This window comes from Sedimenticola selenatireducens DSM 17993 (assembly GCF_000428045.1).
GTDB classification, from domain to species: domain Bacteria; phylum Pseudomonadota; class Gammaproteobacteria; order Chromatiales; family Chromatiaceae; genus Sedimenticola; species Sedimenticola selenatireducens.
Genome location: NZ_ATZE01000011.1, coordinates 33,156 through 58,325, shown reverse-complemented (window position 1 = coordinate 58,325; position 25,170 = coordinate 33,156). Strand labels below are relative to the sequence as shown.

Below are 25,170 nucleotides of genomic sequence, written 5' to 3'. Positions count from 1 at the left end.
CTCCTGGGTAACCTTAGAAATATCGGAGTAATTTCCATGCGAATGGACAGACTAACCAGTAAGTTTCAGATGGCCCTGGCGGATGCCCAGAGTATGGCGGTGGGCCGCGATCACCAGTTTATCGAGCCGGTGCACATGATGACCGCCCTGCTTGACCAGGAGGGGGGCACGGTAAGGCATCTGTTGACCCAGGCGGATGTCAACGTCAACCAGTTGCGGTCCGGCCTCGGCGATATCCTGGACCGTTTACCAAGCATCGAGGGCGCGTCCGGGGATATGCATATCTCCAACGATCTGGGGCGGATCCTCAATCAGTGCGACAAGCTGGCGCAGAAGCGCAAGGACCAGTACATCTCCAGCGAGCTGTTTGTGTTGGCGGCGCTCGATGACAAAGGGGCTGTGGGCGAGCTGCTGCGCAAGGCGGGGGCCGCCAAGGCGCCGATTGAAAAGGTGATCGAGAGCCTGCGCGGCGGTCAGCAGGTAAATGATCCCAACGCGGAAGACCAGCGCCAGGCGCTGGAGAAATACACCATTGATCTCACCGAACGTGCGGAGCAGGGCAAGCTGGACCCGGTCATCGGCCGGGACAGCGAGATTCGCCGCACCATTCAGGTACTGCAGCGGCGCACCAAAAACAACCCGGTCCTGATCGGTGAGCCCGGCGTGGGCAAGACCGCTATTGTGGAAGGGCTGGCGCAGCGGATCGTCAATGGCGAAGTGCCGGAGGGCCTGAAAAACAAACGTCTGCTGTCGCTGGATATGGGTTCGCTGATTGCCGGCGCCAAGTTTCGCGGTGAGTTCGAGGAGCGTCTGAAGGCGGTACTGAACGATCTCTCGAAACAGGAGGGGCAGATCATCCTGTTTATCGACGAACTGCACACCATGGTGGGTGCCGGCAAGGCCGAGGGTGCGATGGACGCCGGAAACATGCTGAAGCCGGCCCTGGCTCGCGGTGAACTGCACTGTGTTGGTGCCACCACCCTGGATGAGTACCGGCAGTATATTGAAAAAGACGCGGCACTGGAACGGCGCTTCCAGAAAGTGCTGGTTGACGAACCGACGGTGGAAGACACCATCGCCATCTTGCGTGGACTGAAAGAGCGCTATGAGCTGCATCATGGCGTGGATATCACCGATCCGGCGATTGTCGCCGCTGCCACTCTTTCCACCCGCTATATCACCGACCGGCAGCTACCGGACAAGGCGATCGACCTGATCGACGAGGCGGCCTCGCAGATCCGCATGGAGATCGACTCCCTGCCCGAGGAGATGGACCGTCTGGAGCGGCGTCTGATCCAGCTCAAGATCGAGCGTGAGGCGCTGAAGAAAGAGTCGGATGAGGCCTCGAAAAAACGCCTGGCGCAGCTGGAAGCGGAGATTGAAAAGGCCGACCGGGAGTTCTCCGATCTGGATGAGATCTGGAAATCCGAAAAAGCCGCCCTGCAGGGTACCGCCCATATCAAGGAGGAGCTGGAGCGGGCGCGGCTGGATATGGAGACCGCGCGCCGCGCCGGTGACCTGGGCCGCATGTCGGAGCTGCAGTACGGGCGTATCCCGGAGCTGGAGAAACAGCTGGATATGGCCTCCCAGGCCGAGATGCAGGAGATGAAGCTGCTGCGCAACAAGGTGACCGATGAGGAGATTGCTGACGTGATCTCCAAGTGGACCGGCATCCCGGTGAGCAAGATGCTGGAGGGCGAACGGGACAAACTGCTGCGCTTGGAAGAGGAGCTGGGTAAGCGGGTGATCGGCCAGGCTGAGGGCATCTCCGCTGTGGCCAACGCCATTCGCCGTTCCCGCGCCGGGCTCTCCGACCCGCGCCAGCCGAACGGCTCGTTTCTGTTTCTCGGGCCCACCGGCGTGGGCAAGACCGAACTCTCCAAGGCACTGGCGGATTTCCTGTTTGATACCGAAGACGCCATGGTGCGGATCGATATGTCCGAATTCATGGAGAAACACTCGGTGGCGCGTCTGATCGGTGCGCCCCCCGGCTATGTGGGCTACGAGGAGGGCGGATACCTGACCGAGGCGGTGCGTCGCCGACCCTACTCGGTGATCCTGCTGGATGAGGTAGAGAAGGCCCATCCGGATGTGTTCAACGTGCTGCTGCAGGTGCTGGATGACGGGCGTCTGACCGACGGCCAGGGCCGCACGGTTGATTTCCGTAATACCGTGATCATCATGACCTCAAATCTTGGCTCCGACCTGATCCAGACCATGGCGGGCGAGGAGCGTTATGAAGATATGAAGCAGGCGGTGATGGAGGTGGTGGGACAGCACTTCCGGCCCGAGTTTATCAACCGGGTGGATGATATCGTGGTGTTCCATCCGCTGGGGCGCGAACAGATCCGCGCCATCACGGTGATCCAGGTGCGCTATCTGGAGCAGCGTCTGGCCGATCACGACATGGGTCTGCAACTCAGCGATGCCGCCCTGGACCGGCTGGGCGAGGCCGGATTCGATCCGGTCTACGGCGCCCGGCCGTTGCAGCGGGCAATCCGCCAGCAGCTGGAGAATCCGCTGGCCCAGGAGATCCTTGGTGGTCGCTTCGGTCCGGGGGATACCATCCGGGTCGATGCTTCGGACCAGGGATTGCGTTTCAGTAAGGCGTAAGTGGAACGGGCCGGCCGGGTCACCCGGTTGGCCCGTTCCCGCCCTCTATTGGCGGCGGGTAGGTCGGGTTAGCCGATGGCGTAACCCGACAGGGTTTGCGCTCAGGGGGGCATAGGTTGTCGGATTACCCTGCGCTAATGCGACGCTACAGCGTTGGTCGCGGCTTTAGCTGCGAATTTTCGACTCCCAGAATCTCCTCTGCGGGTGCTGCAATAGCTCTTCAACGAAACTGACGGCCTGCTCCAAATGCTCCGCTGCCCTCTGGCTCAACGGCTGGCCCAGTTCGAACAGATAGCCTGGAATAGTGAGCAGATAAGCGGGCGGCGGTGCGATTTTGTAGACATCCTGGTACACCGACAGCAGGGTGGCCGGACTCAGGCTGTGGCTGCTGTAGCTGTGGTCCCGTTGCGGGGTCAGGCGGGAAAACTCGAACGGCGGCCGGGCCGAGACCGAGGCATCGATAAACAGCAGTAAATCACGTTGTTCCAGGTCGGTGACGTGCTCAATCTGCAGTTGGAAATCGGTAACGGATTCATACTGCCTTGGATCGATATCCTGAGATTGCCCCAATCGCTCCAGCAGCAGCGGCCCCAGGGCGTCATCGCCCCGGGAAGGATTGCCGTAACCGATAACTGCAACCGGTGCCCTGCTCACCGGCTCAGTTCACCCCGGGTATCCTTGATCAGTCGGTCGATGATGCGTCCATCCGGCTCCTGTAATTCAACCACCAGCGGCATCTTGCCCAGGGCATGGGTGGCGCAGGAGAGGCAGGGGTCGTAGGCGCGCACCGCCACCTCGATGCTGTTCAGCATGCCCTCGCTGATCTCCCGGCCGTCGAACAGATCGGCCGCTACCGTTCTGACCGACTCGTTCATGGCGCGGTTGTTGTGGGTGGTGGAGACGATCAGGTTGGCGCGGGTCACCAGGCCGTCCGGATTGATTTCGTAGTCGTGGATCAGGGTGCCGCGGGGTGCCTCGATGACGCCGATGCCGCGTGGCCGCATCTCACCGCTTTGCTGCAGATCGCTGCCCAGCAGGTCCGCGTCGTCCAGCAACTGCTCGATCTTCTCGGCGCAGTGCAGCAGTTCGATCATGCGTGCCCAGTGGTAGGCGAGGGTGGACTGGACCAGTCCATCCGGTTCCAGGGCGCGAAATTCGACCCTTGCCCGTTCCGCCAGCGGAGTATCGATATAGTCGCAGCTGTTGATGCGGGCCAGCGGGCCCACCCGGTAGGAGCCGTGTTCCGGACCGAGTTGCTGCAGATAGGGGAACTTCATGTAGCTCCAGGACTTGACCTGCTCCCGAATATGCCGGTGGTATTCCCGGGAGTCGATCCGGTCCAGCAGTTTGTGGCCATCGCCGGTGACTACCCGCAGGCCGCCATGGTAGAGCTCCAGCCCCCCGTCATCACGGCAGAGACTCATCATCGGGGTGTCGATGCGGGCAAACCGCCGGTGCTGTTCGCGCGCCTCCAGGAACAGGTTTTGGGCCAGGCTCAGCGCCTCCTGCCCCCATCTGATCATCTGCGGAAGATCTTGTTGCAGGTAGTTCCGTTCACTGCTGTCCAGCGACTTGTTGACGCCGCCCGGGATGGCGCAGGTGCCGTGTATCCGCTTACCGGCGGTGACCCGGATCACCTCCTGGCCAAACTTGCGCAGCAGCACGCCCTGCTTGGCCAGATCGGGATGTCGCTCAATCAGCCCCACCACGTTGCGCTGACCGATGTCGCTGTCGAACCCGAACAGCAGGTCAGGGGAGGAGAGATGGAAGAAGTGCAGGGCGTGGGACTGCAGGATCTGTCCATAGTGCATCAAGCGGCGCACCTTCTCCGCGGTTGGCGTCAGTTGATCGACACCAGCCAGTTGGTCGATCGCCTTGCCGGCCGCCAGGTGATGGCTGACCGGACAGATGCCGCAGAGTCGCTGCACCAGCACCGGCAGCTCCCAGTAGGGACGGCCCTGGATGAATTTCTCGAAACCCCTGAACTCGACGATGTGCAGGCGCGCCTGCCGGATGCGGTTGTCATGGTCCAGCAGCAGGGTCACCTTGCCATGGCCCTCCACCCGGGTGAGCGGTTCAATGGCGATGCGCCGGAGGTTTTCCGGATGCTCCGCCGTCTCCAGTCGGCTGATGTCGGTGGGCGTGCTGTCAGTCATAATGAATCTGCCGGTAGGCGAACCGGATCGGCTTGCCCGAGAGCAGCTCATCCAGAAAAGTAAAAATCGTGTCGGCGGAGGGCGGGCAGCCGGGCAGGAAATAGTCTATCCAGACCACGTCGTGAATCGGATGCACCTGGTCCAGCAGCAGCGGCAGCTCCGGATCGCTGGGGATCTGGGGCTGGTCGATACCGCTGCCATGCAGATAGGCCTCTTCCAGGCACTCAGTCAGGGAATATTGATTGCGCATGGCGGGAATGCCGCCATTGATGGCACAGGCACCCACTGCCACCAGGAGGTTGCAGTGGCGGCGGAACGCCTTCAGTACCTCCACATTCTCCGCATTGCAGACGCCACCCTCGATCAACCCCACATCGCAACGGCCGATCTGCTTGATGTCGGTCAGCGGGGTGCGGTCAAACTCGATATGCGCCACCAGATCGATCAGGCGCTCGTCAATGTCCAGCAGAGACATGTGACAGCCGAAACAGCCGGCCAGGGAGGCGGTGGCAATCCTGATCTTGTCAGCCATCTTCCTGCTCCCGATGGCTGGCCACGTCGCCGACCTGGCTGATCGACTCCTGGTCGTATAGCCGCCGGCCAATGGGGATCTCATAGCCCCGGTGTTTGGGCAGTATCGCTCCCACCGGGCAGACCCGGGCTGCCTTGTCACTGGCGCTGAAGCGGGAGTCACCCAGCCTGCCGCTGGGTGAGTCGATGGTCAGGTGGGCATCAATGCCCCGTCCGCTGATATTGAACACCGATTTGCCGTCATGATCCCGGCTGGCCCTGACGCAGAGTTCGCACAGGATGCAGCGGTTGAAGTCGATGATCGTCTCGGGATGGGAGGCGTCGACCGCCCGCTTCGGGTAGAAGTGCACAAACTCCGGCGCCAGCATGCCGCAGTGGTAGGCCACCGCCTGCAGCTGGCAGGCGCCGCTCTTCTCGCAGGCCGGACAGACGTGATTGCCCTCGACAAACAGCAGTTTCAGCAGCAGGCGTCGGCGGGTGGTGATCTCATGGGTTTCGTTGGCCACCTCCAGACCGTCGGTTGCCAGGGTGGTGCAGGCTGCGACTGTGCGGCCGTTGGCGGTGACGCAGCAGAGCCGACAGCTGCCGTGGGGCTGGAACTCCGGATTGTGGCAGAGATGCGGGATATAGATTTTCGCCGCCAGGGCGGCATCCATGATGCTCTGTCCCGTCTCAAACGGCACCGTCACGCCGTCAATGCTGAAGCTGCCACTCATACACCGCCTCCTTCCAGGTGGGCACCAGGGTCGCTACGGCCGGTGATGGCACGAGCCTCCTCCAGTGAGGCGTCCAGATCGAATGCCGGCTCAAAGCTGGTGGAGCGCAGGCGTGACTGGAAAATGTCGGGAAACTTTTCCAGGCCGTCGAGAATGGGATTGGCTGCCGTCTGGCCCAAGCCACAGTGGCTGGTCTGTCGCATCAGGCTGCCGAGGGTGCCGAGTTCATCCAGGTCCTTGCTGGTGGCGTGTCCCACCATCACCTTGCCCAACTGTTTGGTCAGCATGGCGGTGCCGACCCGGCAGGGGGTGCAGAAACCACAGCTCTCATGGCGGAAAAAGCGGGTGAAATTATCGATCGCATTGAGCAGTTCACGACTCTGATTGAACACCATGAATGACCCCCCGGTGGCGAGATCCTCGAAGGCCAGGGTGCGGTTGAACTCGGCCGGTGGGATCAGGCGTCCCGCCGCCCCGCCAATCTGAACCGCCTGGGTGTGGTGAGCCTGGCAGGCGGCCAGTATCTCGCTAATGGGTGTGCCGAAGGGAAATTCGTAGATGCCGGGCCTTTCGCAGTCTCCCGAGATGCTCAGCAGCTTGCTGCCGGGTGACTGGGCCGTGCCCACGGAGCGGAACCACTCCACACCCTGCTGGGCGATCAGGGCGGCGTTGGCGAGGGTCTCCACATTGTTCACCACGGTGGGCATGCCGAGATAGCCCCGGGTCACCGGGAAGGGGGGGCGGTTACGGGGAATACCGCGTTTTCCCTCCAGTGATTCAATCAGCGCCGACTCTTCACCACAGATGTAGGCACCGGCGCCCAGATGGATGTCGATGTCGAAGTCAAAGCCGTCCCGGCCGAGAATGGCCTGGCCCAGCAGACCGTTTTCTCGGCGCTGTTGCAGGATCTGTTGCAGCGGCCCCAGCAGATAACGGTACTCACCACGCAGATAGAGGAAACCGCGGCGTGCACCGATCACGGCCGCACAGAGGGTCATGCCCTCGAACAGCCGGTCGGCGTGGGCCTGTAACAGGTAACGATCCTTGAAGGTGCCCGGCTCCCCCTCGTCGGCATTACAGACCACGTAGCGTTCTGCCGATTCGGTGGACGCACAGAATCGCCATTTTTTCGCCGTGCTGAAACCGGCACCCCCGCAGCCCCTGAGCCCGGCCTGTTCCAGTCGGCGCAGCAACTCCTCTGCACCCTCTTCCAGGCAGCGCAGGATGGCGGTTCCCGGTTTATAGTCACTGTTGAGTACGATGTCGCGGCGCTCAACCCCGGCACTGACCTGAAAAAGTTCAGCCGGCCAGTTGTCGAGCGGGACTGCCTGTTCGATCAGGGCAGCCAGTTGGTCTACGCGTTCCATGGTTAAACGGGTGATGGGGTGTCCATTGACCAGTGCGGCAGGCCCCTGGTCGCCCATGCCGGTGCAGGATGTGTAATCCAGCGTGACGCGCTGGTCGTCACGGGTGCGACCGATATCAACACCCAGTTTGCTGGCGAGGCGTTGCGCCAGCAGCCGGCTGCCCTGCATCTGGTCCGTGATATTGTCGCTGAACAGAATGTCGTACTCGCCCCGGGGTGAGCTGTGCAGGAAGCTGTAGAACTGAATGACACCGAGAATGAACGCCCGGCTCAGACCGAGTGATTCCGCGAGATGATCTATGGCATCACTCGGTATATGCCGAAAGGCTTGCTGCAGCCCAATCAGTCGCTGTAGCAGATTTGATGGATCGTTTTCCTGGACAGTATGCATATTGGAGTCAGCTTGGAATTATCCTCAGCCATTCTGGAATCCGTGGATTTCACTGATACGAATGTGCAGGCGGCCACATTCAACTCCGTTCACTATAGCGCAATTCGGTTGGCTTCGGGGACGGGTGATTTAAATCGGAAAGATTTGCGCTGGCGTGCCGCTAACCTCTGTACATATTGATTTGAGAGTACAAGTATCCAGGTTATGCCACAGATTGGTCGGTTTGACATCAAGGAGAAATTGGGGGCCGGGAGCCAGGGCTCGGTCTATCGATGTGTCGATTCCGAGTTGCACCGGCCGGTAGCGATCAAACTGTTCGATCGTGTCATGCCGGGTGCCAACTCCAGCGTGGACACTCTGCTGAGTGAGGCGCGCACCATCAGCCAGATTCAGCATCCCAATATCGTGTCGATTTTCGATGTGGGCAAGGAGCGGGCACGGCCTTTTCTGGTATTCGAATTTGTCGAGGGCGAACTGTTGTCGGATCGCCTGCGACGCGGAACGCTGAGCCTGCATGAGGCGCTGGAGATTATTACGGGTATTCTTTCCGGGATTGATCAGGTGCACCGGAAAGGCATTGTGCATCGCGACCTGAAACCAGCGAATATAATTCTTAATGGTGACGGCACACCAAAAGTCATGGATTTCGGTATTGCCCGGCTGCTCGGTGGCGCGGTGAGCCGGGATATGGAGCTGACCGGTACCCCGCGCTACATGGCACCGGAATATATCGACCAGGGAAAGGTAAGCCCTCAGGCCGATGTGTTCGCCCTGGGGGCGATTCTGTTCGAACTACTGACCGGCAAGATGGCGTTTGACGCCCGGGATCAACAGACCCTGCTGAAGAACATCCGCGCCAATGGCGTGGAAAATCCCTCCTGTTTCAATACGGAAGTCAGTGAACAGCTGGATGCGATCGTGCAGAAATCCCTGGAAAAAGAGCCCGGTGCGCGGTTTGCGGATGCCGGAGAGATGCTGGGAGCGATTGTTGAGTACCGTAAAAGCCGTGACGAGATCACCGGGCAGGCGGCCAAGGGGACGGTCGATTTTCTGTTGCGGAGAATGCAGCATAAAAGTGATTTTCCAGTGCTTTCGGAATCGATTCGAACCCTTAACCGCCTGACCGAGTCGGATGACAAGGGCATGGATCATCTGGCCCGCATAATCATTCGTGACTTTGCCCTGGCGAGTAAAATTCTCAAGGTGGTGAACTCGGCCTATTACAGCCGTTTTGCCGGGCGCATCGGCACCATATCGCGGGCGATTGTGGTGCTTGGTATCCAGACCATCCGTTCCATTGCCGCCTCGCTGATCTTTTTTGAACATCTGCACAACAAGACCCAGGCGGTCAAACTCAAAAATGAGATAGCGGCGGCCATTTTCAGCGCGACCCTGGCGCGGCAGGCCGCGGAAGATGCGGAGATGGAGCATGTTGAAGAGGGGTTCCTCTGCGGCATGCTGCACACCCTGGGCAAGATCCTGGTGACCTACTACCTGAATGACGAGAGTGAGGAGATCCGGCGTCTGGTCAAAACCGAATCGGTGTCTCAGGAGCAGGCGGAGCGTCGTGTGCTGGGCATGACCTTTCAGGAGATGGGGATTGCCATTGCCGAACAGTGGAATTTTCCCGCCACCATTACCCGGGGCATGGTCAAGGTTGATCCAGCCGCCCCCGGTGACCTCAAGGATACGGATGTAAAGCTGCGGCTGATTGCCAATTTTTCCAATGAGGCAACGCGGATTATTGGCGAGTCGGACGATGGCGGAGAGCAGCAGATAAAGCAGCTGCTGAAAAGGTTTCGCCGCGGCCTGGCGATCAGTGAGCGGCGCTTTGAGGGCATGCTGGACGAAGCGAGAAAGGAGTTTATTGAACTGAGCGGAAGTCTGTCAGCCAAGGCGGCCAACGATCCGTTTATGCGCCGGCTGTCCCGGCCTGCCCATCCCGATACATCCCACGTGACCCGGGGCAAGGGGCGCAAGGAGGATATGACTACCACGCTTGCACTGGAACCGGGGAAATCATCTTACACAGAAGAACCGGTTGCTGAGATTACCCCGGATGACCCGGCGATCAATGCAGAGATTGTGCTGACCGAGGGGTTGCAGGAAGTGACCGATATGCTGCTGGATGACAACAGCAATATCATCCAGGTGTTCAATGTGGTACTGGAGACGATCTACCGGGCCCTGGCCTTCCACCGGGTGGTACTCTGCCTGCAGGATCAGAGCAAACAGAAGATTAAGGCGAAGCTGGGATTTGGTAGCGATATCGACAACTTCATCACCGGGTTCCATTTTTCCAGACAGTACAGCGCGGATGTGTTTCATGCCGCGCTGAAAAATGGCGTGGACCTGGCGGTCTCCAATACCAGCGATCCCCGGATCAAGGATAACCTGCCGGAGTGGTACAAAAAGCTCTCCAACGCCGGCTCGTTCCTGGTCTTTCCGTTGGTTATCAAGCAACGTCCTTTGGGGCTGATCTATGCCGATCATCCCCAGGCGGACGGTATCGTGCTGACGGCCAAGCAGTTGAACCTGGTCAAGACCCTGCGCAATCAGTTGATTCTTGCATTCAGGTCGCGAATGTGAAAATGTTTCCACTCAGTTGTATCGGCAGGATCAAGGTCGCTCCCCATGTTGGAATATATCTTTTTTGACGAACGCCCCTGGCAGCAATTCATCGCCTTTCTGGAACAGAAGGGGCTGCAGCCTCTCTCTGCCAGCGAGGATCAGGGCTTTATGGTGCGGTTGCCGGATGATACCGATGACAGCCTGATGGATGACATCGAGGCCTTTTATGATGAGATGCTGGATATGAACGAGGCGCTGTTTGTGGAACAGGCCGATGCAACCGAGCATGTGCATGCCGCCGGTGTCAGCGTCAATCTCAGCGATGGGCGATCCGTGCAGGCTCTGGTGGACCCGGCACTGCTGAACCGGATTCTCGAAGTGCTGAGCACAGATGAACTGGGCCGGTTCATCAATTCCATTGTCGATGCGGTGGAGCATCCGGATGAGCGCTCCGTCTGTCGGCGGTTGTGATTTCCTGCTGATTTTCTGCCATTAGCCTTGTGGTTCGTAGGTCGGTGAACGTCTCACCTGCATTTGGCAGCGTGGATGCTACTGCTGTGCTTTCTCCGAATCCTGCTGTTTTTCCTCTTCCGCCGCCTCTGCCTTCCGCTCCTGCTTTTTCTGTTCCACCAGTTCGATGTACTGTTTTGGTGTCAGTGTGGTGGCCCGCTCCGGGGACTCCTTCGGGGCGTAGTAGGCGTAGATAATGACACCGATCAGGACGGCGACTATCAGAAGAAAGGGTTTCTGCTTCATATTCTTTGCCTGCTCAATCCGCACCAGATAGGTCGACTATAGCATGCGGTTTATTCGCGCAGGGTGATGATGGGCCAGCCGTGCTTGCGGGCGTGTTGTGCCAGGGTTTCATCGGGATCAACGGCAATCGGGTGTTCCACCTGCCTTAACAGCGGCAAGTCGTTGTGAGAGTCGCTGTAAAAACTGCTTCCGGCAAGATTCTGCCGATGCTGTTCCAGCCATTGCTTCAATCGGGTCACCTTGCCCTCTTGAAAGCAGGGGGTTCCAGCCACTTCACCGGTATAGCGGCCACCGACCATCTCCGGGTCGGTGGCAATCAGGTGTTCAATGCCAAAGGCGGCGGCGATTGGTGCGGTCACAAAGGCGTTGGTGGCGGTAATGATCATCAGGGTATCGCCCGTGGCCCGGTGTTTGTCGATCAGTATTTGAGCGGCCGGTAGCAGGATGGGTTCGATCTTTTCATGCATAAATGCCTGGTGCCACTGGCGCAACTGCTCCGGTGAATGCTGGCTGAGTGGTTTCAGGGAGAAGCGCAGGAACTCATGTATATCCAGCGTCCCCTCCTTATATTCCTGGTAGAAACGGTCGTTTTCGCGCTCGTACCAGTCGCCATCAACAATGCCCTGCTCGGCCAGAAACTGGCCCCAGAGATGGTCTGAATCACCATTAAGCAAGGTGTTGTCGAGATCAAATATGGCTAAAGGCAAGGTCACTGCTCCTGGTGAAATGGGCGGCCATTCTAACCCAGAACTCAGTGTCGGTATAAGCCGCCGTGGTGCGGAGGTGGAAAAAGCGGGTGGCTGGGAGGAGGAGCAGGATGCTAGTGGTTGCCGGAGTACGGTGGATTGTGGAACAATCAAGTCAGTTTATTGATTCTTATATAGGTTTTCCTTTGATTGATTCAGAAGGGTATAGACCTAACGTCGGCATCATACTTTGCAATAATCAGCGGCAACTATTCTGGGGAAGACGGATAGGGCAGGATGCCTGGCAGTTCCCCCAGGGTGGGATCAACAAGGGCGAGACGCCGGAACAGGCGATGTTTCGCGAACTTGAGGAAGAGGTGGGACTGCGACAGCACCAGGTTGAGATCATCGGTGTGACGTCGGGCTGGCTCAGGTACCGTTTGCCGAAGCGGTTTCTGCGCCACCACTGCAAACCGCTCTGCATTGGCCAGAAACAGCTCTGGTATCTGTTGCGGGTGCTGTGTGAAGAGACAGATTTCTGTCTGGATCATGCGCCCAAGCCGGAATTTGATAGTTGGCGATGGGTAAAGTATTGGCACCCGTTACGCGAGGTGGTCTATTTCAAGCGCAAGGTCTATGTGCAGGCACTTGAGGAACTGGCACCACTGCTGTTTCCTGAGGGCGCCCCTGCCCGGACGCAGACCAACTATCTTCGCCAGAACCGGCGCTCCTAGCCAGTCGTAGCCATTCAGCTGGCCTCTTGGAGAGGACGGTTGAATGGCTGCTTTCCTTGATGCGGGTATTTCAGAGTGGGAGAAACGCTGCCTTCTCGCTGATGCCCGGAGGCAGGCCACCTATTTCGCAACGCGATCTGTAAAGACAAAATCATGCTTGAAATACTTCATCGGATTGTACAAGAGGTTAATGCGGCTCCGGATCTGGGAGAGGCGTTAAAGCTGATCGTGCAGCGGGTAAAGCAGGCGATTAAGGCCGATGTCTGTTCGGTCTATTTGACCGATTTTGATCGACGCGAGCATGTTCTGCTGGCTACCGAGGGTCTGCGTCAGGAGGCGGTCGGCAAGGTCAGCCTGCCGATGCACCGTGGCCTGGTAGGTCTGGTTTGTGAGCGCGCCGAGCCGGTCAATCTCGATGATGCGACGGAGCATCCCCGCTACCTCTTTATTCACGCCACGGGTGAAACCCAATACCGGGGTTTCCTCGGTGTACCCATTATCCAGAACCGTAAGGTGCTGGGGGTGCTGGTGGTGCGGCAGGTGCAGTCGCGTAAATTCGATGATAACGAGGTTACCTTCCTGTTCACCCTGGCGGCACAACTGGCTGGTGCGATTACCTATGCCCGGGCCAGTGGTGAACTGACCCAACTGCAGCCCACGCGTAGTCCGCTGAATCGCTATCTCAGTGGACAGCCGAGTGCTCCAGGGGTGGTCACGGGAAAGGCTGTGGTGGCTTATCAACTGGCGGATCTTGATGCGGTACCGGATCGCACGACAGAGAATATCCAGTCGGAAGTGACCGCGTTCAAGGAAGCTGTTGCCATGACCCGGCAGGAGCTGAAATCCCTCAAGGAGCGTCTCTCAACCGAACTGCCGGTTGAAGAGCAGGCGCTGTTTGATGCACTGTTGTTGATGCTCGGCAGTGACGCCCTGGTGAGTCAGACCGTGGAGCGTATCGAGCAGGGGCAGTGGGCGCAGAGTGCGCTACGCCACACCATCGAAATCCATGCCCGGGTATTCGATAACATGGATGATGTCTATCTGCGCGAGCGAGCCTCGGATATCCGTGATCTTGGCCGGCGTATTCTGATGCACCTGCAACTGGATAAGCCCCGCGAGATCCATTACCCGGAAAAGACCATCCTGGTTGGGGATGATATCAGCGCCGTGCAACTGGCCGAGGTGCCGACGGAACGGTTGGCGGCTATCGTCTCTGCCAAGGGCTCCAGCTCCTCTCATGTGGCGATCCTGGCGCGCGCCATGGGTGCTCCGGCAGTGATGGGCGTGACCGATCTGCCAGTGGGCAGATTGGAAGGTCTGGAGATTATCGTAGACGGGTACCGCGGCCGGGTTTATGTCTCGCCTGATCCGTCTGTTAGTGATGAATACGCCCGCCTGGCCAAGGAAGAGTCCGAGATATCCCGGGACCTGGAAGCCATGAAGGGCCTGAAGGCGGAGACCACCGATGGTGTGACTGTGCCGCTCTATCTGAATACCGGTCTGATATCCGATGTCATGACTGTGGGGCTGGAGGAGTCGGAAGGGGTCGGTTTGCACCGTACCGAACTGCTCTATATCGTGCGGGATCGTTTTCCGGGCGAGGAGGTTCAGGTCGAGAGCTATCAGCAGATGCTGAGTTCGTTCGCACCGCGTCCGGTGATTCTGCGTACCCTGGATATCGGCGGCGACAAGCCGCTGCCCTATTTCCCCTTTGTGGAATCCAATCCGTTCCTCGGCTGGCGCGGGGTGCGCATCTCCCTTGATCATCCGGAGATCTTCCTGACCCAGATTCGCGCCATGATACGAGCCAATATCGGGCTGAACAATCTGCAGATCATGTTGCCCATGATCAGTAAGGTCTCGGAAGTGGATGAGCTGCAGATGCTGATTCAACGCGCCCATGATGAGCTGCTGGAAGAGAACTACGACGTGGTGATGCCCCCGGTGGGGGTGATGATCGAGGTGCCATCGGCGGTCTACCAGATTGACGAGATTGCGCGCCGGGTCGATTTTCTCTCTGTCGGCACCAATGATCTGACCCAGTATCTGCTGGCGGTGGACCGGAACAATCCCCGTGTTGCCGCCATTTTTGATGATATGCATCCCGCCGTGCTGCGGGCATTGGTGCAGATAGTCGAGGGGGCAGCGATCTATCGCCGGCCGGTGAGTGTCTGTGGCGAACTGGCGGGCAACCCGCTGGCCGCGGTACTGCTGCTCGGCATGGGGGTGGATAGTCTCAGTATGAGTGCCGGCAGCCTGCTCAAGATCAAGTGGGTGATCCGCAGCTACAGCCGGGCCCGGGCGAAGAGCCTGCTGCAGGCGGCATTGCGCATGACCGATGCGCGTCAGGTGCGTGAACTGATGGAGAAATCCCTCGATGAGATGGGCCTGGGCGGGCTGGTACGTCCGGGTAAATAGCCGCCGAACCGGTAGGAGCGGCGCCCCCGCCGCGATGTTTGACCCTGCAGCGGTGTTGCGACCAATCGGCTCGAGGGCGAGCCTCCCACAGGCAGTGGGGTTAGCGGTACTGCCGCAGATACCACCACTCGAACAACCGCTTCATCCAGTGGAATGCCCGCATCTGTGGTAGTGCAATGTTGTACTTCGGCGTACGTGCCACCAGGCTGCCGGTGGTCTGGCTGTCAACAATACAGAACAGCTCCACCTTGAAGGTCCGGGTCGGCTGCTCGCCGTTCAGCTCGGCCAGCAGGTTGGCCGCCGCGGCCTCCGCCTGCAGGTCGGCCATGTGGGCCTGTTTCGGCATCCAGTCGGGGCCGGGATAGCTGCCGGAATCGCCCGCCACATAAACCCGCTCCATCCCCTCCACCCGGCACTGGGCATCCGCCCTGATCAGGCCGCCCTCCGACCTGGGAAGATCCGTGTTATCAAACCACTGGTTTCCGGTCATTCCGGGCATGAACAGGATCAGGTCGGCGGCGAACTCCCCTCCCTCGGTAATCACCTTGCTGTCGGTGAACTGTTTCATCTTGTGCCCCAGATGGGTCTCGATGCCGCGCTTTTGCATCTCCCGAAGCAGGCCCGCGACCGCCTTGGGACCGAGACGCTTGCCCGGTTCCGGTGCCGGGGTGAAGAACACCAGCTTGAAGCGGTCCCGACGGCCCTCGCGGCGCAGTTGCCGGTCGATACCGAAGAGAAATTCAAACATCGGGCCACCGCGCATGGCCGAGGGCTCTTTCGGATTGCCCGAGAAACCTACGGCGATGGTGCCGCCCTGCAACGCCCGCAGCCGGTCTTTTATTTTTACTGCCGCCGGGATGCCCTCGCAGGGGGTAATGGCGTGTTCGATACCGGGAAGTTTTTTGATGAAGCGTCCGCCGGAACAGATGATCAGCCCGTCGTTTTCGATCTCGCCCTGGTCGGTTACCAGGATGCGCCCCCCTGCCTTGAGCCCGCTAGCCGATCCCTGATGGTAGTTCACGCGCATGCGGCGGAAGAAGTTGCCCAGATCGATCTTCAGATCCTCAGGCTGACGCAGTCCGGACGGGATCCAGATGGTGCCGGGAAGGTAGGTGAATTCGGCTGCCGGTGCGACCAGGGTGATCTCGGCGGTCGGATCGGCGGCGCGCAGTTTCTGCACGGCGGTCAGTGCCGCGAAGCCGGCCCCGACGAGGGTGATTCTGTTCATGCCTATACCTCAAGGATATTGTTATGGCCGGGAGATGTCCCAAACGCTTTGCCCCATTATATCGGTTTTGCCTGGATCGTCTCCCCGACATTGCTCGGGTTGTATGCTTTGCCCACGGTTGATTTCACCGGTGGCGACACCATATAGGCTGGATGGCCTTGAGAGTAGGTGCGGGATCCATCCGGGTGGTTGATCCGGTGATACAGTTCAACTATTGTGCGCCTGCATCCCAGATCGGTTATCCGGATTTATCGTTACCCCATGAATGCACTGAATATCAGGGACCTGAGAAAGGTCTACAAGAACGGTTTTGAGGCCCTCAAGGGGGTGGATATCACCGTACAGCAGGGCGACTTCTTCGCCCTGCTGGGACCCAACGGGGCCGGCAAGTCGACGGCTATCGGTATTATCAGTTCTCTGGTCAATAAAACCTCTGGTCACGTGGAGGTGTTCGGCCACGATCTGGATAACGACCCCGAAGGGGTCAAATCCTGCATCGGATTGGTGCCGCAGGAGTTCAATTTCAACATGTGGGAGCCGATCGGCGAGATTGTGGTCAATCAGGCCGGCTTCTACGGTATACCCCGGAAAGAGGCGTGGCGGCGCGCCGAGGCGAGTCTGAGACAGCTGGATTTGTGGGACAAACGCCAGCAGATGTCGCGTACCCTGTCGGGTGGTATGAAGCGTCGGTTAATGATCGCCCGGGCGCTGGTACACCGGCCGAAGCTGCTGATCCTGGATGAGCCGACGGCCGGGGTGGATATCGAGATCCGCCGTTCCATGTGGGAGTTCATGAGTGAGCTGAACCGTCAGGGGACCACCATTATCCTCACCACCCATTATCTGGAAGAGGCGGAGAGTCTCTGCCGCAATATCGCCATTATCAACCAGGGGCGCATTGTGGAGCATTCGCGCATGGATCGGTTGCTGCATCAGTTGCACACCGAAACCTTTGTGCTGAATCTGCGGGATCCGTTGAATGAACTACCGTCGCTGCAGGGCTTTGAACTGAAACGGCTGGATGGACAGCGGGTCGAGGTAGCGGTCAACAGCGAACAGAGCATCAACCAGCTCTTCGAGCAACTCTCATTGCACGAAATCGGTGTCACCTCGTTACGCAATAAGCAGAACCGCCTGGAGCAACTGTTCATGAACATGGTGGAGAGCGCCAGGAATGGAGCGGCGCAATGACCCGTTATAGTCGCTACCTGACCGCCTTCCAGACCATTTTCACCAAGGAGTTGCTGCGCTTTACCCGCATCTGGCTGCAGACCATCCTGCCGCCGGTGATCACCACGGTGCTCTACTACATTATTTTCGGTAATCTGATAGGCTCGCGTATCGGCGAAATGGATGGCTTCAGCTATATCGATTTCATCGTACCCGGACTGATCCTGATGGCGGTGATCACCAATTCCTATTCCAACGTGGTCTCGTCATTCTTCAGCAGCAAGTTCCAGCGCCATGTGGAGGAGTTGATCATATCGCCGGTACCCAACTGGGTGATCCTGGCCGGCTACGTGGCGGGTGGCGTGGCGCGTGGCGTGATGGTGGGCATCGCCGTCACCAGTGTGTCGCTGTTTTTTACCGACATCCAGGTGCAGAGCTATGGCTGGACCCTGACGGTGTTCATTCTCACCGCGATCCTCTTCTCCCTCGCCGGTTTCATCAATGCGGTCTATGCCAACAGCTTTGATGACATTTCCATTGTACCGACCTTTATTCTCACCCCGTTGACCTACCTGGGCGGCGTCTTCTACTCCATCAGTATGCTGCCGGAGTTCTGGCAGCAGGTCTCATTGGCCAATCCCATACTCTATATGGTCAACGCCTTCCGCTATGGCCTGCTCGGTGTGTCGGATATTCCCATGGGTGTGGCGCTGGGCATTGTCGTCCTGTTTATCGTGGCGCTTACCGGCTTCAGTCTCTATCTGCTCAACCGGGGCATCGGTATCAAGAATTGACAGTCCGACAGGCTCCCGGGTTTTTAGCGGGATTGCGGAATGACCGGTAGCAGCAGGCTGAACTCGACGGCTGACGGTGATTCCAGGGTATCCGCCTCGGCACGCCCGCCGTGAAACTCGCTGATCAGTCGCACCAGATAGAGTCCCAGTCCCAGGTGCGGTTCGTTGCCGCTGTTTTTGCGGATGGAAACCATGGATGAAAACAGCTCCTGCTCCATGCCCTGCGGGAGTGGCGGGCCGCTGTTGCGGACGCTTAGCCGGACATGATGCCGGTCGGTTCTTTTCAATATCAGTTGAATAGCGGTGCCGGGCTGATGGAAGTCGACGGCGTTGCTGATCAATTTATCCAGCGCCTGACTGATCAGATCGGGGGCGCCATGGATCATAACCGGGCTTTCGCACCGATCGAGCTGGAACATCACCTGCGGGAAGGCGCTGCCATATCCTTCCAGGGCCATATCCAGTAGCGCACCGAGATCGAACGACAGCATCTCGGTCTGCGCCAGCTGCTGTTCCAGCCGGGTCGCCTCGCGCATACGATGCAGGATCAGTCCGAGCCGTTCGATCCCTTCCTGGGCCCGCAGGATGTAGCGCTGTTGATCCCCGTCCGCGGTGTCAGTCTGGAGATTTTCCAGGGAGGAGCGGACAATGGTCAACGGGGTTCGGAACTCATGGGCGAGACGCGAGGCCATCGCCTCCAGATAGCGGTTGTACTCCGCGAGTCGATTCAGTACGCCCGAGAAGCTGTGGCTCAGATCGCCAATTTCATCATTGGATCTGTCTGCCGTCAGCGGACCGAGAATCCGGCCATCGGTGGTTACCGCCTTTTCAATGCGCTGGCTGAGCCGGCGGATGCGCGCTGTCAGCAGACTGGCAAAACCAAGAATCGCCAGTCCGATGAACAGAAACAGTGCCAGGGTAATGCCGGTGATCTGTTCCAGTGCCTGGTTTTGCAGACTGAGAATCCGGTTGGTGGTCTGCTCTACCAGCACGGCTCCGGCCACGCCACTGGATGACTGGATCGGCCACGCGGCAGAGAGGATCACTGCCCGCCCATCGGTCGTGCTGCGGCGGCGCGACTGCGGTTGACCTGCCAGGGCGGCATCGATCTCGCGACCTCCCAGACGGGCGCTGCGGGAGAAGTCATCCTGGAAATGCGCGCTGGGCTGGTCCAGGATCAGTCGCATCAGCGGTTGCAGTGGGGAGAATTGAACCGGCTCATCGTTTTCGATTACCGTCTCCGGTGGTTGCAGACGGCCGCGTCTGGCCAGCACCAGTCGCTGGTTGTTCACTACCCAGATGCGGGCATTCTCATGTTCCAGTCCGCCGATCAGACGGCCGATCTCCGGGTCCGGTCGTACGATACGTCCCAGCGGGGCGGGTTGGCCGTTTCCGGTGGAACTTACCAGGTGACGGGTCAGCGCTCCGGCCGTATCATCCAGGTCCGCCACGGTAACTGCGATGCGCTCCCCGATCAGGTAGCGGGGAATCCTCAGTTCCAGGGTGTAACCATTCTCCGAGGTCTGCCATTCACCCTGAATCCTGTCTTCACGGCCAATCGGCATTGGGTTTTCAGACCTGTCCGGCATCTCGCGGGCGCTGACCCAGCCGGGTGAGGTGGTGGCGATACGGTAGCGGGTAATCTTTCCATCGGGTGATTCCAGCCTGAGGTCGATGTAATCCCCCTGGTCCAGCCGGGTGCTGCCTGGGGGGTGATACAGAACCCGCCGGTCATTCACCCGCAGCAGCAGGTAGAGATAACCACCGTACTCGCCCAGGATACTGTCGAACAGCCATTCACCCTGCTCTGGAAAACGCTGCAGGTTTCCCATATAGGGCAGCCAGTCCTCGGTGTAACCGTCCAACTGGATCGGTCGCTCCAGTTGATTGACATACTGTAGCGGATCGCCGGACAGGTCCCCCGTCGTGTGTCGGGTAGGGTTGATCATGGCCGGACTGTTGTGGAGGATGGCAGCCACTGCCTGTGCCGTACCCAGCAGCATGGTCTCCTGGGTCTGGCGCAAAAACCGCTCGGTCTCCTGCAGGTAGCGGTAGCCAGCCCAGGGAATAGCCAGCAGTGCGAGGGAGACCAGCAGCAGCTTGAAGCGAATGCTCTGAAAAAAACGCCGTTTGCGGGTCATTCCGGGGCAGGGGGCGAGGTGTTGTTCCAGCGATAGCCGATGCCGTAAACGGTCTCGATGGCGTTGAATTGACTGTCACACTCCTCGAATTTTCGCCGGATGCGTTTGATGTGGGTGCTGATGCTGGTGGCGTCCACCAGGATGTTGGCGGCATCCATCAGCTGGTCCCGGCTGCGCACGTGGCCGGGGCGTTGGCAGAGGGCGTGTACAAACCAGAACTCGGTCAGGGTCAGGTCGATGGGGGTGTCGTTCCAGCTCACCTGCAGCCGGTCCAGGTCCAGTCGCAATGGGCCACGCAGCATCACCTTCTCCTCCTGGACCGGCTGGCGCAGCGCCTCCATACGCCGGAACAGGGCAGAGATACGCGCCGCCAGGTGGGCCAGGCTGATGTCCTTGGTCAGGTAGTCGTCAGCTCCAAGACGCAGGCCGGAGACGGTGTCCAGCTCGCTGTCCCGGGCGGTGAGGAAAATGATCGGCAGGGTGGTGGAGCGGGCGCGCAACTCACGACACAGGGTAAAGCCCCCCTCCATCTCGTCATTCAGTCCGATATCCAGAATCGCCAGATCGGGCAGTCGTTCGCGAAAAGCTTCATCGGCCTCCTGGCGTGAGGCGTAACCCCGCACCTCGTAGCCGTGGCGACGCAGCAGGTCGGCATAGTTTTCCCGAATGGCGGGTTCGTCTTCAACGATGGCAATCAGTTTTTTCATAGTCTCGGTGTGTGGCTTTTGCCGCTCACTCTACACCATATCCGGGTCGGCAATAAGTGGCCGAGCTGGCACGAAAGATTGGCCTGGCCGGCCTGTTTGCAACTTATGAGTGTTTGGGCACCCGTGGGTGCCGGGGTTATGGCTGCCGGCACGCTCCGCCCTGTTTTGGACGATGCGCCGGTATAGTCTATGCGGGAGATCGCTACAGTCGCCGTTGCCCAAGCAGCGGCGGCAAATGAGATGGCTGTCCCGGTTGCTGAAAACAGTAGTCGAGGAGAAAACCGGCGATTTCGTCAGGCTGATTGAGATTCAGCACCGGAATATGGCACGGCCGGGTACTGAGATGCCCATCAGTCGCGATGGCGATGATATCGGGGTCATCCGGATACAGCAGTCGCTTGCCCAGACTGGGTCGGTGCAGTTCAATCTTTGGAAAACGCTCTTTTTTGAATCCCTCCACCAGTACCAGATCCAGCGTGGAGAGGTTCAGGGCGTTGAGCAGTTCGGCCAGGGTCGGTTCCGGGTGCCGTGTCTGCAGTTCGGTAATCAGGGCCATCCGGTTACGCGACGTCACCAGCATCTGGTCCGCTCCCGTTTGGCGCAATTGATAACTGTCCTTTTTTTGATGCTCCACCTCGAACAGGTGATGGGCATGTTTGATCGCACCGATACGCAGGCCCTGCGTTGTCAGTATCGGCAGTAATCGGGTTAATAACGTGGTTTTTCCGGTGCCACTGAAGGCGCTGAATCCCAGGATCGGGAGCGGGAATTCAATCATACGTCTTGCCTCCTGGGCAGGCTTCAGGGCGCGAGAGTGTGTTCAGACTGATCGTCTGTTATACGTTTTAGCAATAAAAATGCCAATTGGCGAGAGTGTCGGATTTGATGCAACCTTGCCTGGTATTCCCTCTGGCTGGTCAGAATAAAATCAACAAAACGGGCTGTTTATCGGAGTGGGTGGACCCGTTTGGCTATTCTGCGCCCGGGCTGGGGGATAGATGCCCCCGCTGTAAGGTCAGACTGTCCAAGAGTGCTTGCTGGCAATTGTGACAAAATGTCCCATACTTGGAGAGCGCAGGGGCAGATTTTACCCTTCTGTCCGGATAGGCATGGGCTGATCGGTCACCCTTTTGCATCAGAATAACAATATGTCCCCAGGGACGCGTGGTTCCTTGTGCTTTTTAATTCTCAGATTCCAGAAGCAAGGTGATGATAGTGGGAGAACATCTAGTGGACCCAGACCGGGTTGAGTCGAACACTCGCATGACCTCGGTACTGATTGTGGATCACGAGCCGGAAATACGCAGCTTTCTGCAGCGAGGGCTGCAGAAGTATTTCGGTTTGGTGGAGACTGCCGACAGTGCCGCCGCCGCCGAGGTACTGAATGATCGCTGCTATTTTGACCTGATCATTGCGGATATCCGGTTGCCGGGACGCACCGGCGTTGAATGGGTGAATGCATTGCGCGGGCAGGGAGCCGCAACCGGGGTGATTTTCATGACCGCCTATGCCGATCTGGAGACTGCCGTCGCCGCACTTCGTGCCGGTGCGGAGGATTTCATCATGAAACCTTTTCGCATGGAGCAGATGCTGGCTTCGGTGAAACGTTACATGGATCGCCAAAAGATGCAGCGGGAGAATTTCGTGCTACGCCGCCAAGTGGAGCACATTTTTGACAAGTCGGGAATGGTGGGGGAGTGCGAGCTGATCCGAAGCCTCTGCCAGGTGATCAAACGGGTTGCGCCCATGCCCTCGACCGTACTGATTGAAGGCGAGTCCGGCACGGGGAAAGAGCTGGCCGCCCGGGCGATTCATCAGTGGAGTGGCCGTTCCGGCAGTTTTGTGCCGGTGAATTGCGGCGCTATTTCTGCCGAGTTGCTGGAAAGTGAGCTGTTCGGTCATATCAAGGGCGCCTTTACCGGAGCCCATCAGGCGCGTGAAGGGTTGTTTACCTATGCCAATGAGGGGACTCTTTTCCTGGATGAGATTGGCGAGATGCCGCTCTCCATGCAGGCTCATCTGTTGCGCGTGCTGGAGGATCGAACGGTGCGGCCGGTCGGTTCCAACAAGGAGGTTCCCGTAGTGGTACGGATTATCGCCGCAACCAACCAGGATCTGGGTGAGCTGGTGAGCTCCGGGGAGTTTCGTGAGGATCTCTTTTACCGCTTGAATGTACTCTCCATCCGTATGCCTTCGTTGCGGGAACGATTGGACGATATTCCGGTGTTGACCGACTACTTCAGCAAGTCGCTGGCGTCGGAACTGGGGGTTGAGCCGCCGGAATTTTCTGCTGGCGATCTGGCCTGCCTGAGTAGTTACAACTGGCCGGGTAATGTGCGCGAACTAAAAAATGTAATTGAACGATGCCTGCTGCTCAACAGTAGTCCCAGTCAATGCCTGGCCCGGCCAAGTAGCGCAGATGTGGCAGTTGTAGCGCGGGATAGCGATGCCGATCTGCAGCTGGAAGGTGTGGAAAAGCGGCATATTCTCAGAGTACTGGAGCGCGAAGGGGGCAACAAATCCGCCGCGGCGCGACTGTTGGGTATATCGCGCAAGACGCTGGAGAGAAAAGTTCAGGCCTGGGAAATGAGTGGGCAGCGCGGCAAACGGGGTGACTGAGTATCCCGGTTGATTTTTTCTTGCTGTTGGTGTTTCCGTTCAGAAATCTGTTTTTGGTCGGCTGTGATCAATAAGTTATTCCGTCGACGTTGCGGCTGCAGGTTCCGAAAGTTATATGGACTGTCAGTTGAGGCAGGCTGTGGTGTCAGGATACTATCCATGCAAATACCGCAAAGATATTGATCGATTAATTAAAGGTACTGTCATGACCGATGAGCATGGGTTATTTGTTGAAAGAGAGCTTGAGAAGCTGGATAAAAGACGCCGGGAAATTCTCGAGCAGCACACCAAACTGCTGGAAACGAATGCCTACCTGATCCAGTGGGGGCAGGTGGTCTCGGCGATGCTTGCCGATGGCGGTATGACGCCCGATGAGTGGAGTGCCCGCTGCTTCCAGTATCTGGAGGGAGAGCGGCTGGATATTGCCCTGAAAGGTCTGAAAAATCTCGACTAGGAGCCTGCCGGGGTTTCCATCCGTTATTCATCCCCCCAAACCAACTCTCCGGCACCATCCAGGTTGTAGCCGGTAAACAGGTCAGCCATTGCCTGGCACGGTTGGGATTTCAATCGTGTCAGGAGTTCCTGAAACAGTTTTCTGAACCAGATCGCCCGGGGTAGGGCGAGATCGAATGAGACCCAGCCACAGGGTATAAAACCTAAGCCATACGCGGTTGCCGTGGCTCGGGTGCCGGGTGCGATATCGGCCCGCTGCATGGCGATGGCGGCGGCTGCCTCCCGTTCGGACAGCGCGGTGATGCAACAGTTTAATTGGTCCTTGTCGATGCCGTAGTGACTCAGCAGCTCCAGCAGGAATCGCTGTGCCCCCGATCCGGTCTGCCGCAGTACCCAGCGATACCGGGGATCAAACAGTGGTTGTGGCTCTTTGACCCGCCCGGTAATCGCCGGAGTGATTACCAGTCCCTGTTCCCGTTTGAAGGCGCGAATCAGCACCCACTGACGATGCTGGGGATACTGGCTCAACAGTGCCGGGTGACGGATGTGGCTTTCAGTATCCGGTCCCCAGTGAATGCCGCAGGTGTCCACCCGGTTGGATTGCAGTAGGTCCAGCCCCAGACGGGTGCTGGTAGGGGTATAACTGATCAGGGCATGCGCCCCCGTCGCCCGGGCAAATTCCTGGACCAGATGATAGAGCAGCGGGTCTTCCCCGCCGGAGATCACCAGCCGATCGCTCAGCAGGCCACCGTGAGTCGAGTCCAGCATCCAGCGGTTAACCAACTCACGTGGAAACATCCATTTGCCGGTAACCTTGGTGGCCGGAATGCCGCCCTCATTGACCAGTGCGTAGATTTTCTTTTCGTTCAGGTGGAGGTATTCGGCCACCTGCTTGACACTCATGAACGCATCGCTGTGGGGTGACATTAAGGCCGCCATCAGTGGATTCTCTAGTCTTGCTCGAATGTGCCCTGATACTTCAGGCAAATTTCATACCGCGATGGTTTTATATCCGTTCTCCCGATAGTTAGTCGGTTTTTCCGCCTGTTTGTCGAAACCGGCTCCCCGAATGTGGTCAGATTTGTACCAATGCTGCTGGCCGGCTTGGACAAATTGCCAC

Annotated in this window: 21 protein-coding genes; 9 read left to right on the top strand and 12 right to left on the bottom strand. The window is 58.7% G+C overall.

Annotation, left to right across the window (positions count from 1 at the left end; genetic code table 11):
- Nucleotides 1-36: 36 nt before the first annotated feature.
- Nucleotides 37-2,613 carry an ATP-dependent chaperone ClpB gene (gene clpB, locus A3GO_RS0110140; protein ID WP_037375123.1) on the top strand — a complete coding sequence of 859 codons (2,577 nt, stop codon included), beginning with the start codon at nucleotides 37-39 and terminating at the stop codon, nucleotides 2,611-2,613.
- Nucleotides 2,614-2,778: 165 nt separating this feature from the next.
- On the opposite strand, the gene A3GO_RS23490 is transcribed toward clpB, so the two are convergent.
- The 5 genes from A3GO_RS23490 to A3GO_RS0110115 are packed head-to-tail and all read right to left on the bottom strand — an operon-like array spanning nucleotide 2,779 to nucleotide 7,773.
- Complete coding sequence (locus A3GO_RS23490) at nucleotides 2,779-3,267, bottom strand: hydrogenase maturation protease (RefSeq protein WP_037375122.1); 489 nt, start codon at nucleotides 3,265-3,267, stop codon at nucleotides 2,779-2,781.
- A complete protein-coding gene (locus tag A3GO_RS0110130) occupies nucleotides 3,264-4,769 on the bottom strand; it encodes a Ni/Fe hydrogenase subunit alpha (protein ID WP_037375121.1) in 1,506 nt (501 codons plus the stop codon). The genes A3GO_RS23490 and A3GO_RS0110130 overlap by 4 nt, the downstream gene beginning before the upstream one ends.
- A complete protein-coding gene (locus A3GO_RS0110125; RefSeq protein ID WP_029133295.1) occupies nucleotides 4,762-5,301 on the bottom strand; it encodes an NADH-quinone oxidoreductase subunit B family protein in 540 nt (179 codons plus the stop codon). Before A3GO_RS0110125 ends, A3GO_RS0110130 begins: the two co-directional genes overlap by 8 nt.
- Entirely contained in the window at nucleotides 5,294-6,016 is a 723-nt protein-coding gene (locus A3GO_RS0110120; RefSeq protein WP_029133294.1) for a 2Fe-2S iron-sulfur cluster-binding protein, read from the bottom strand. Before A3GO_RS0110120 ends, A3GO_RS0110125 begins: the two co-directional genes overlap by 8 nt.
- Nucleotides 6,013-7,773 (bottom strand): NAD(P)H-dependent oxidoreductase subunit E, encoded by a 1,761-nt coding sequence (locus A3GO_RS0110115; protein ID WP_029133293.1) that lies wholly within the window; start codon nucleotides 7,771-7,773, stop codon nucleotides 6,013-6,015. The genes A3GO_RS0110120 and A3GO_RS0110115 overlap by 4 nt, the downstream gene beginning before the upstream one ends.
- A gap of 204 nt (nucleotides 7,774-7,977) precedes the next feature.
- On the opposite strand from A3GO_RS0110115, the gene A3GO_RS23480 reads away from it, so the two are divergent.
- Complete coding sequence (locus A3GO_RS23480) at nucleotides 7,978-10,362, top strand: protein kinase domain-containing protein (RefSeq protein ID WP_029133292.1); 2,385 nt, start codon at nucleotides 7,978-7,980, stop codon at nucleotides 10,360-10,362.
- A 45-nt stretch (nucleotides 10,363-10,407) separates the two neighbouring features.
- Nucleotides 10,408-10,815: a hypothetical protein gene (locus A3GO_RS0110105; protein ID WP_029133291.1), complete on the top strand. Its 408-nt coding sequence runs from the start codon at nucleotides 10,408-10,410 to the stop codon at nucleotides 10,813-10,815.
- 78 nt (nucleotides 10,816-10,893) lie between these two features.
- Here A3GO_RS0110105 and A3GO_RS0110100 read toward each other — a convergent pair whose 3' ends face one another.
- Nucleotides 10,894-11,100, bottom strand: a complete 207-nt coding sequence (locus A3GO_RS0110100) for a hypothetical protein (RefSeq protein ID WP_029133290.1) — start codon at nucleotides 11,098-11,100, stop codon at nucleotides 10,894-10,896.
- 50 nt (nucleotides 11,101-11,150) lie between these two features.
- Nucleotides 11,151-11,807 carry a histidinol-phosphatase gene (locus A3GO_RS0110095; protein WP_029133289.1) on the bottom strand — a complete coding sequence of 219 codons (657 nt, stop codon included), beginning with the start codon at nucleotides 11,805-11,807 and terminating at the stop codon, nucleotides 11,151-11,153.
- A gap of 185 nt (nucleotides 11,808-11,992) precedes the next feature.
- On the opposite strand from A3GO_RS0110095, the gene A3GO_RS0110090 reads away from it, so the two are divergent.
- Together A3GO_RS0110090 and ptsP are read left to right on the top strand one after the other, a co-directional pair.
- Nucleotides 11,993-12,520, top strand: coding sequence for an RNA pyrophosphohydrolase (locus A3GO_RS0110090; protein WP_037375165.1), 528 nt, complete (start codon nucleotides 11,993-11,995; stop codon nucleotides 12,518-12,520).
- Nucleotides 12,521-12,673: 153 nt separating this feature from the next.
- The gene (gene ptsP, locus A3GO_RS0110085) at nucleotides 12,674-14,938 is read left to right on the top strand and encodes a phosphoenolpyruvate--protein phosphotransferase (protein WP_029133287.1); all 2,265 of its coding nucleotides are present in this window, start codon (nucleotides 12,674-12,676) and stop codon (nucleotides 14,936-14,938) included.
- A 100-nt stretch (nucleotides 14,939-15,038) separates the two neighbouring features.
- Here ptsP and A3GO_RS0110080 read toward each other — a convergent pair whose 3' ends face one another.
- Nucleotides 15,039-16,166 (bottom strand): NAD(P)/FAD-dependent oxidoreductase, encoded by a 1,128-nt coding sequence (locus tag A3GO_RS0110080; RefSeq protein WP_029133286.1) that lies wholly within the window; start codon nucleotides 16,164-16,166, stop codon nucleotides 15,039-15,041.
- A 261-nt stretch (nucleotides 16,167-16,427) separates the two neighbouring features.
- Between A3GO_RS0110080 and A3GO_RS0110075 the strand changes: the two genes are divergently transcribed.
- Together A3GO_RS0110075 and A3GO_RS0110070 are read left to right on the top strand one after the other, a co-directional pair.
- A complete protein-coding gene (locus A3GO_RS0110075) occupies nucleotides 16,428-17,357 on the top strand; it encodes an ABC transporter ATP-binding protein (protein WP_037375117.1) in 930 nt (309 codons plus the stop codon).
- On the top strand, nucleotides 17,354-18,130 hold the full coding sequence (locus tag A3GO_RS0110070; RefSeq protein WP_029133284.1) for an ABC transporter permease: 777 nt from the start codon (nucleotides 17,354-17,356) through the stop codon (nucleotides 18,128-18,130). Before A3GO_RS0110075 ends, A3GO_RS0110070 begins: the two co-directional genes overlap by 4 nt.
- 23 nt (nucleotides 18,131-18,153) lie before the next feature.
- Here A3GO_RS0110070 and pdsS read toward each other — a convergent pair whose 3' ends face one another.
- The 3 genes from pdsS to mobB all read right to left on the bottom strand — a co-directional run bounded on the left by pdsS (nucleotide 18,154) and on the right by mobB (nucleotide 21,756).
- A complete protein-coding gene (gene pdsS, locus A3GO_RS23475) occupies nucleotides 18,154-20,271 on the bottom strand; it encodes a proteobacterial dedicated sortase system histidine kinase (RefSeq protein WP_051302141.1) in 2,118 nt (705 codons plus the stop codon).
- Nucleotides 20,268-20,978: a proteobacterial dedicated sortase system response regulator gene (gene pdsR, locus A3GO_RS0110060; protein WP_029133283.1), complete on the bottom strand. Its 711-nt coding sequence runs from the start codon at nucleotides 20,976-20,978 to the stop codon at nucleotides 20,268-20,270. The genes pdsS and pdsR overlap by 4 nt, the downstream gene beginning before the upstream one ends.
- Nucleotides 20,979-21,180: 202 nt before the next feature.
- The gene (mobB, locus tag A3GO_RS23470; RefSeq protein ID WP_051302140.1) at nucleotides 21,181-21,756 is read right to left on the bottom strand and encodes a molybdopterin-guanine dinucleotide biosynthesis protein B; all 576 of its coding nucleotides are present in this window, start codon (nucleotides 21,754-21,756) and stop codon (nucleotides 21,181-21,183) included.
- 437 nt (nucleotides 21,757-22,193) lie between these two features.
- Here mobB and A3GO_RS0110050 point away from each other — a divergent pair, with 437 nt between their 5' ends.
- Together A3GO_RS0110050 and A3GO_RS0110045 are read left to right on the top strand one after the other, a co-directional pair.
- Nucleotides 22,194-23,597 carry a sigma-54-dependent transcriptional regulator gene (locus A3GO_RS0110050; RefSeq protein ID WP_335340032.1) on the top strand — a complete coding sequence of 468 codons (1,404 nt, stop codon included), beginning with the start codon at nucleotides 22,194-22,196 and terminating at the stop codon, nucleotides 23,595-23,597.
- Nucleotides 23,598-23,802: 205 nt separating this feature from the next.
- Complete coding sequence (locus tag A3GO_RS0110045) at nucleotides 23,803-24,051, top strand: hypothetical protein (protein WP_029133281.1); 249 nt, start codon at nucleotides 23,803-23,805, stop codon at nucleotides 24,049-24,051.
- A 23-nt stretch (nucleotides 24,052-24,074) separates the two neighbouring features.
- Here the strand turns inward: A3GO_RS0110045 and A3GO_RS0110040 are convergent, their stop codons facing one another.
- Nucleotides 24,075-24,977, bottom strand: a complete 903-nt coding sequence (locus A3GO_RS0110040) for a helix-turn-helix transcriptional regulator (RefSeq protein WP_029133280.1) — start codon at nucleotides 24,975-24,977, stop codon at nucleotides 24,075-24,077.
- Nucleotides 24,978-25,170: the final 193 nt, after the last annotated feature.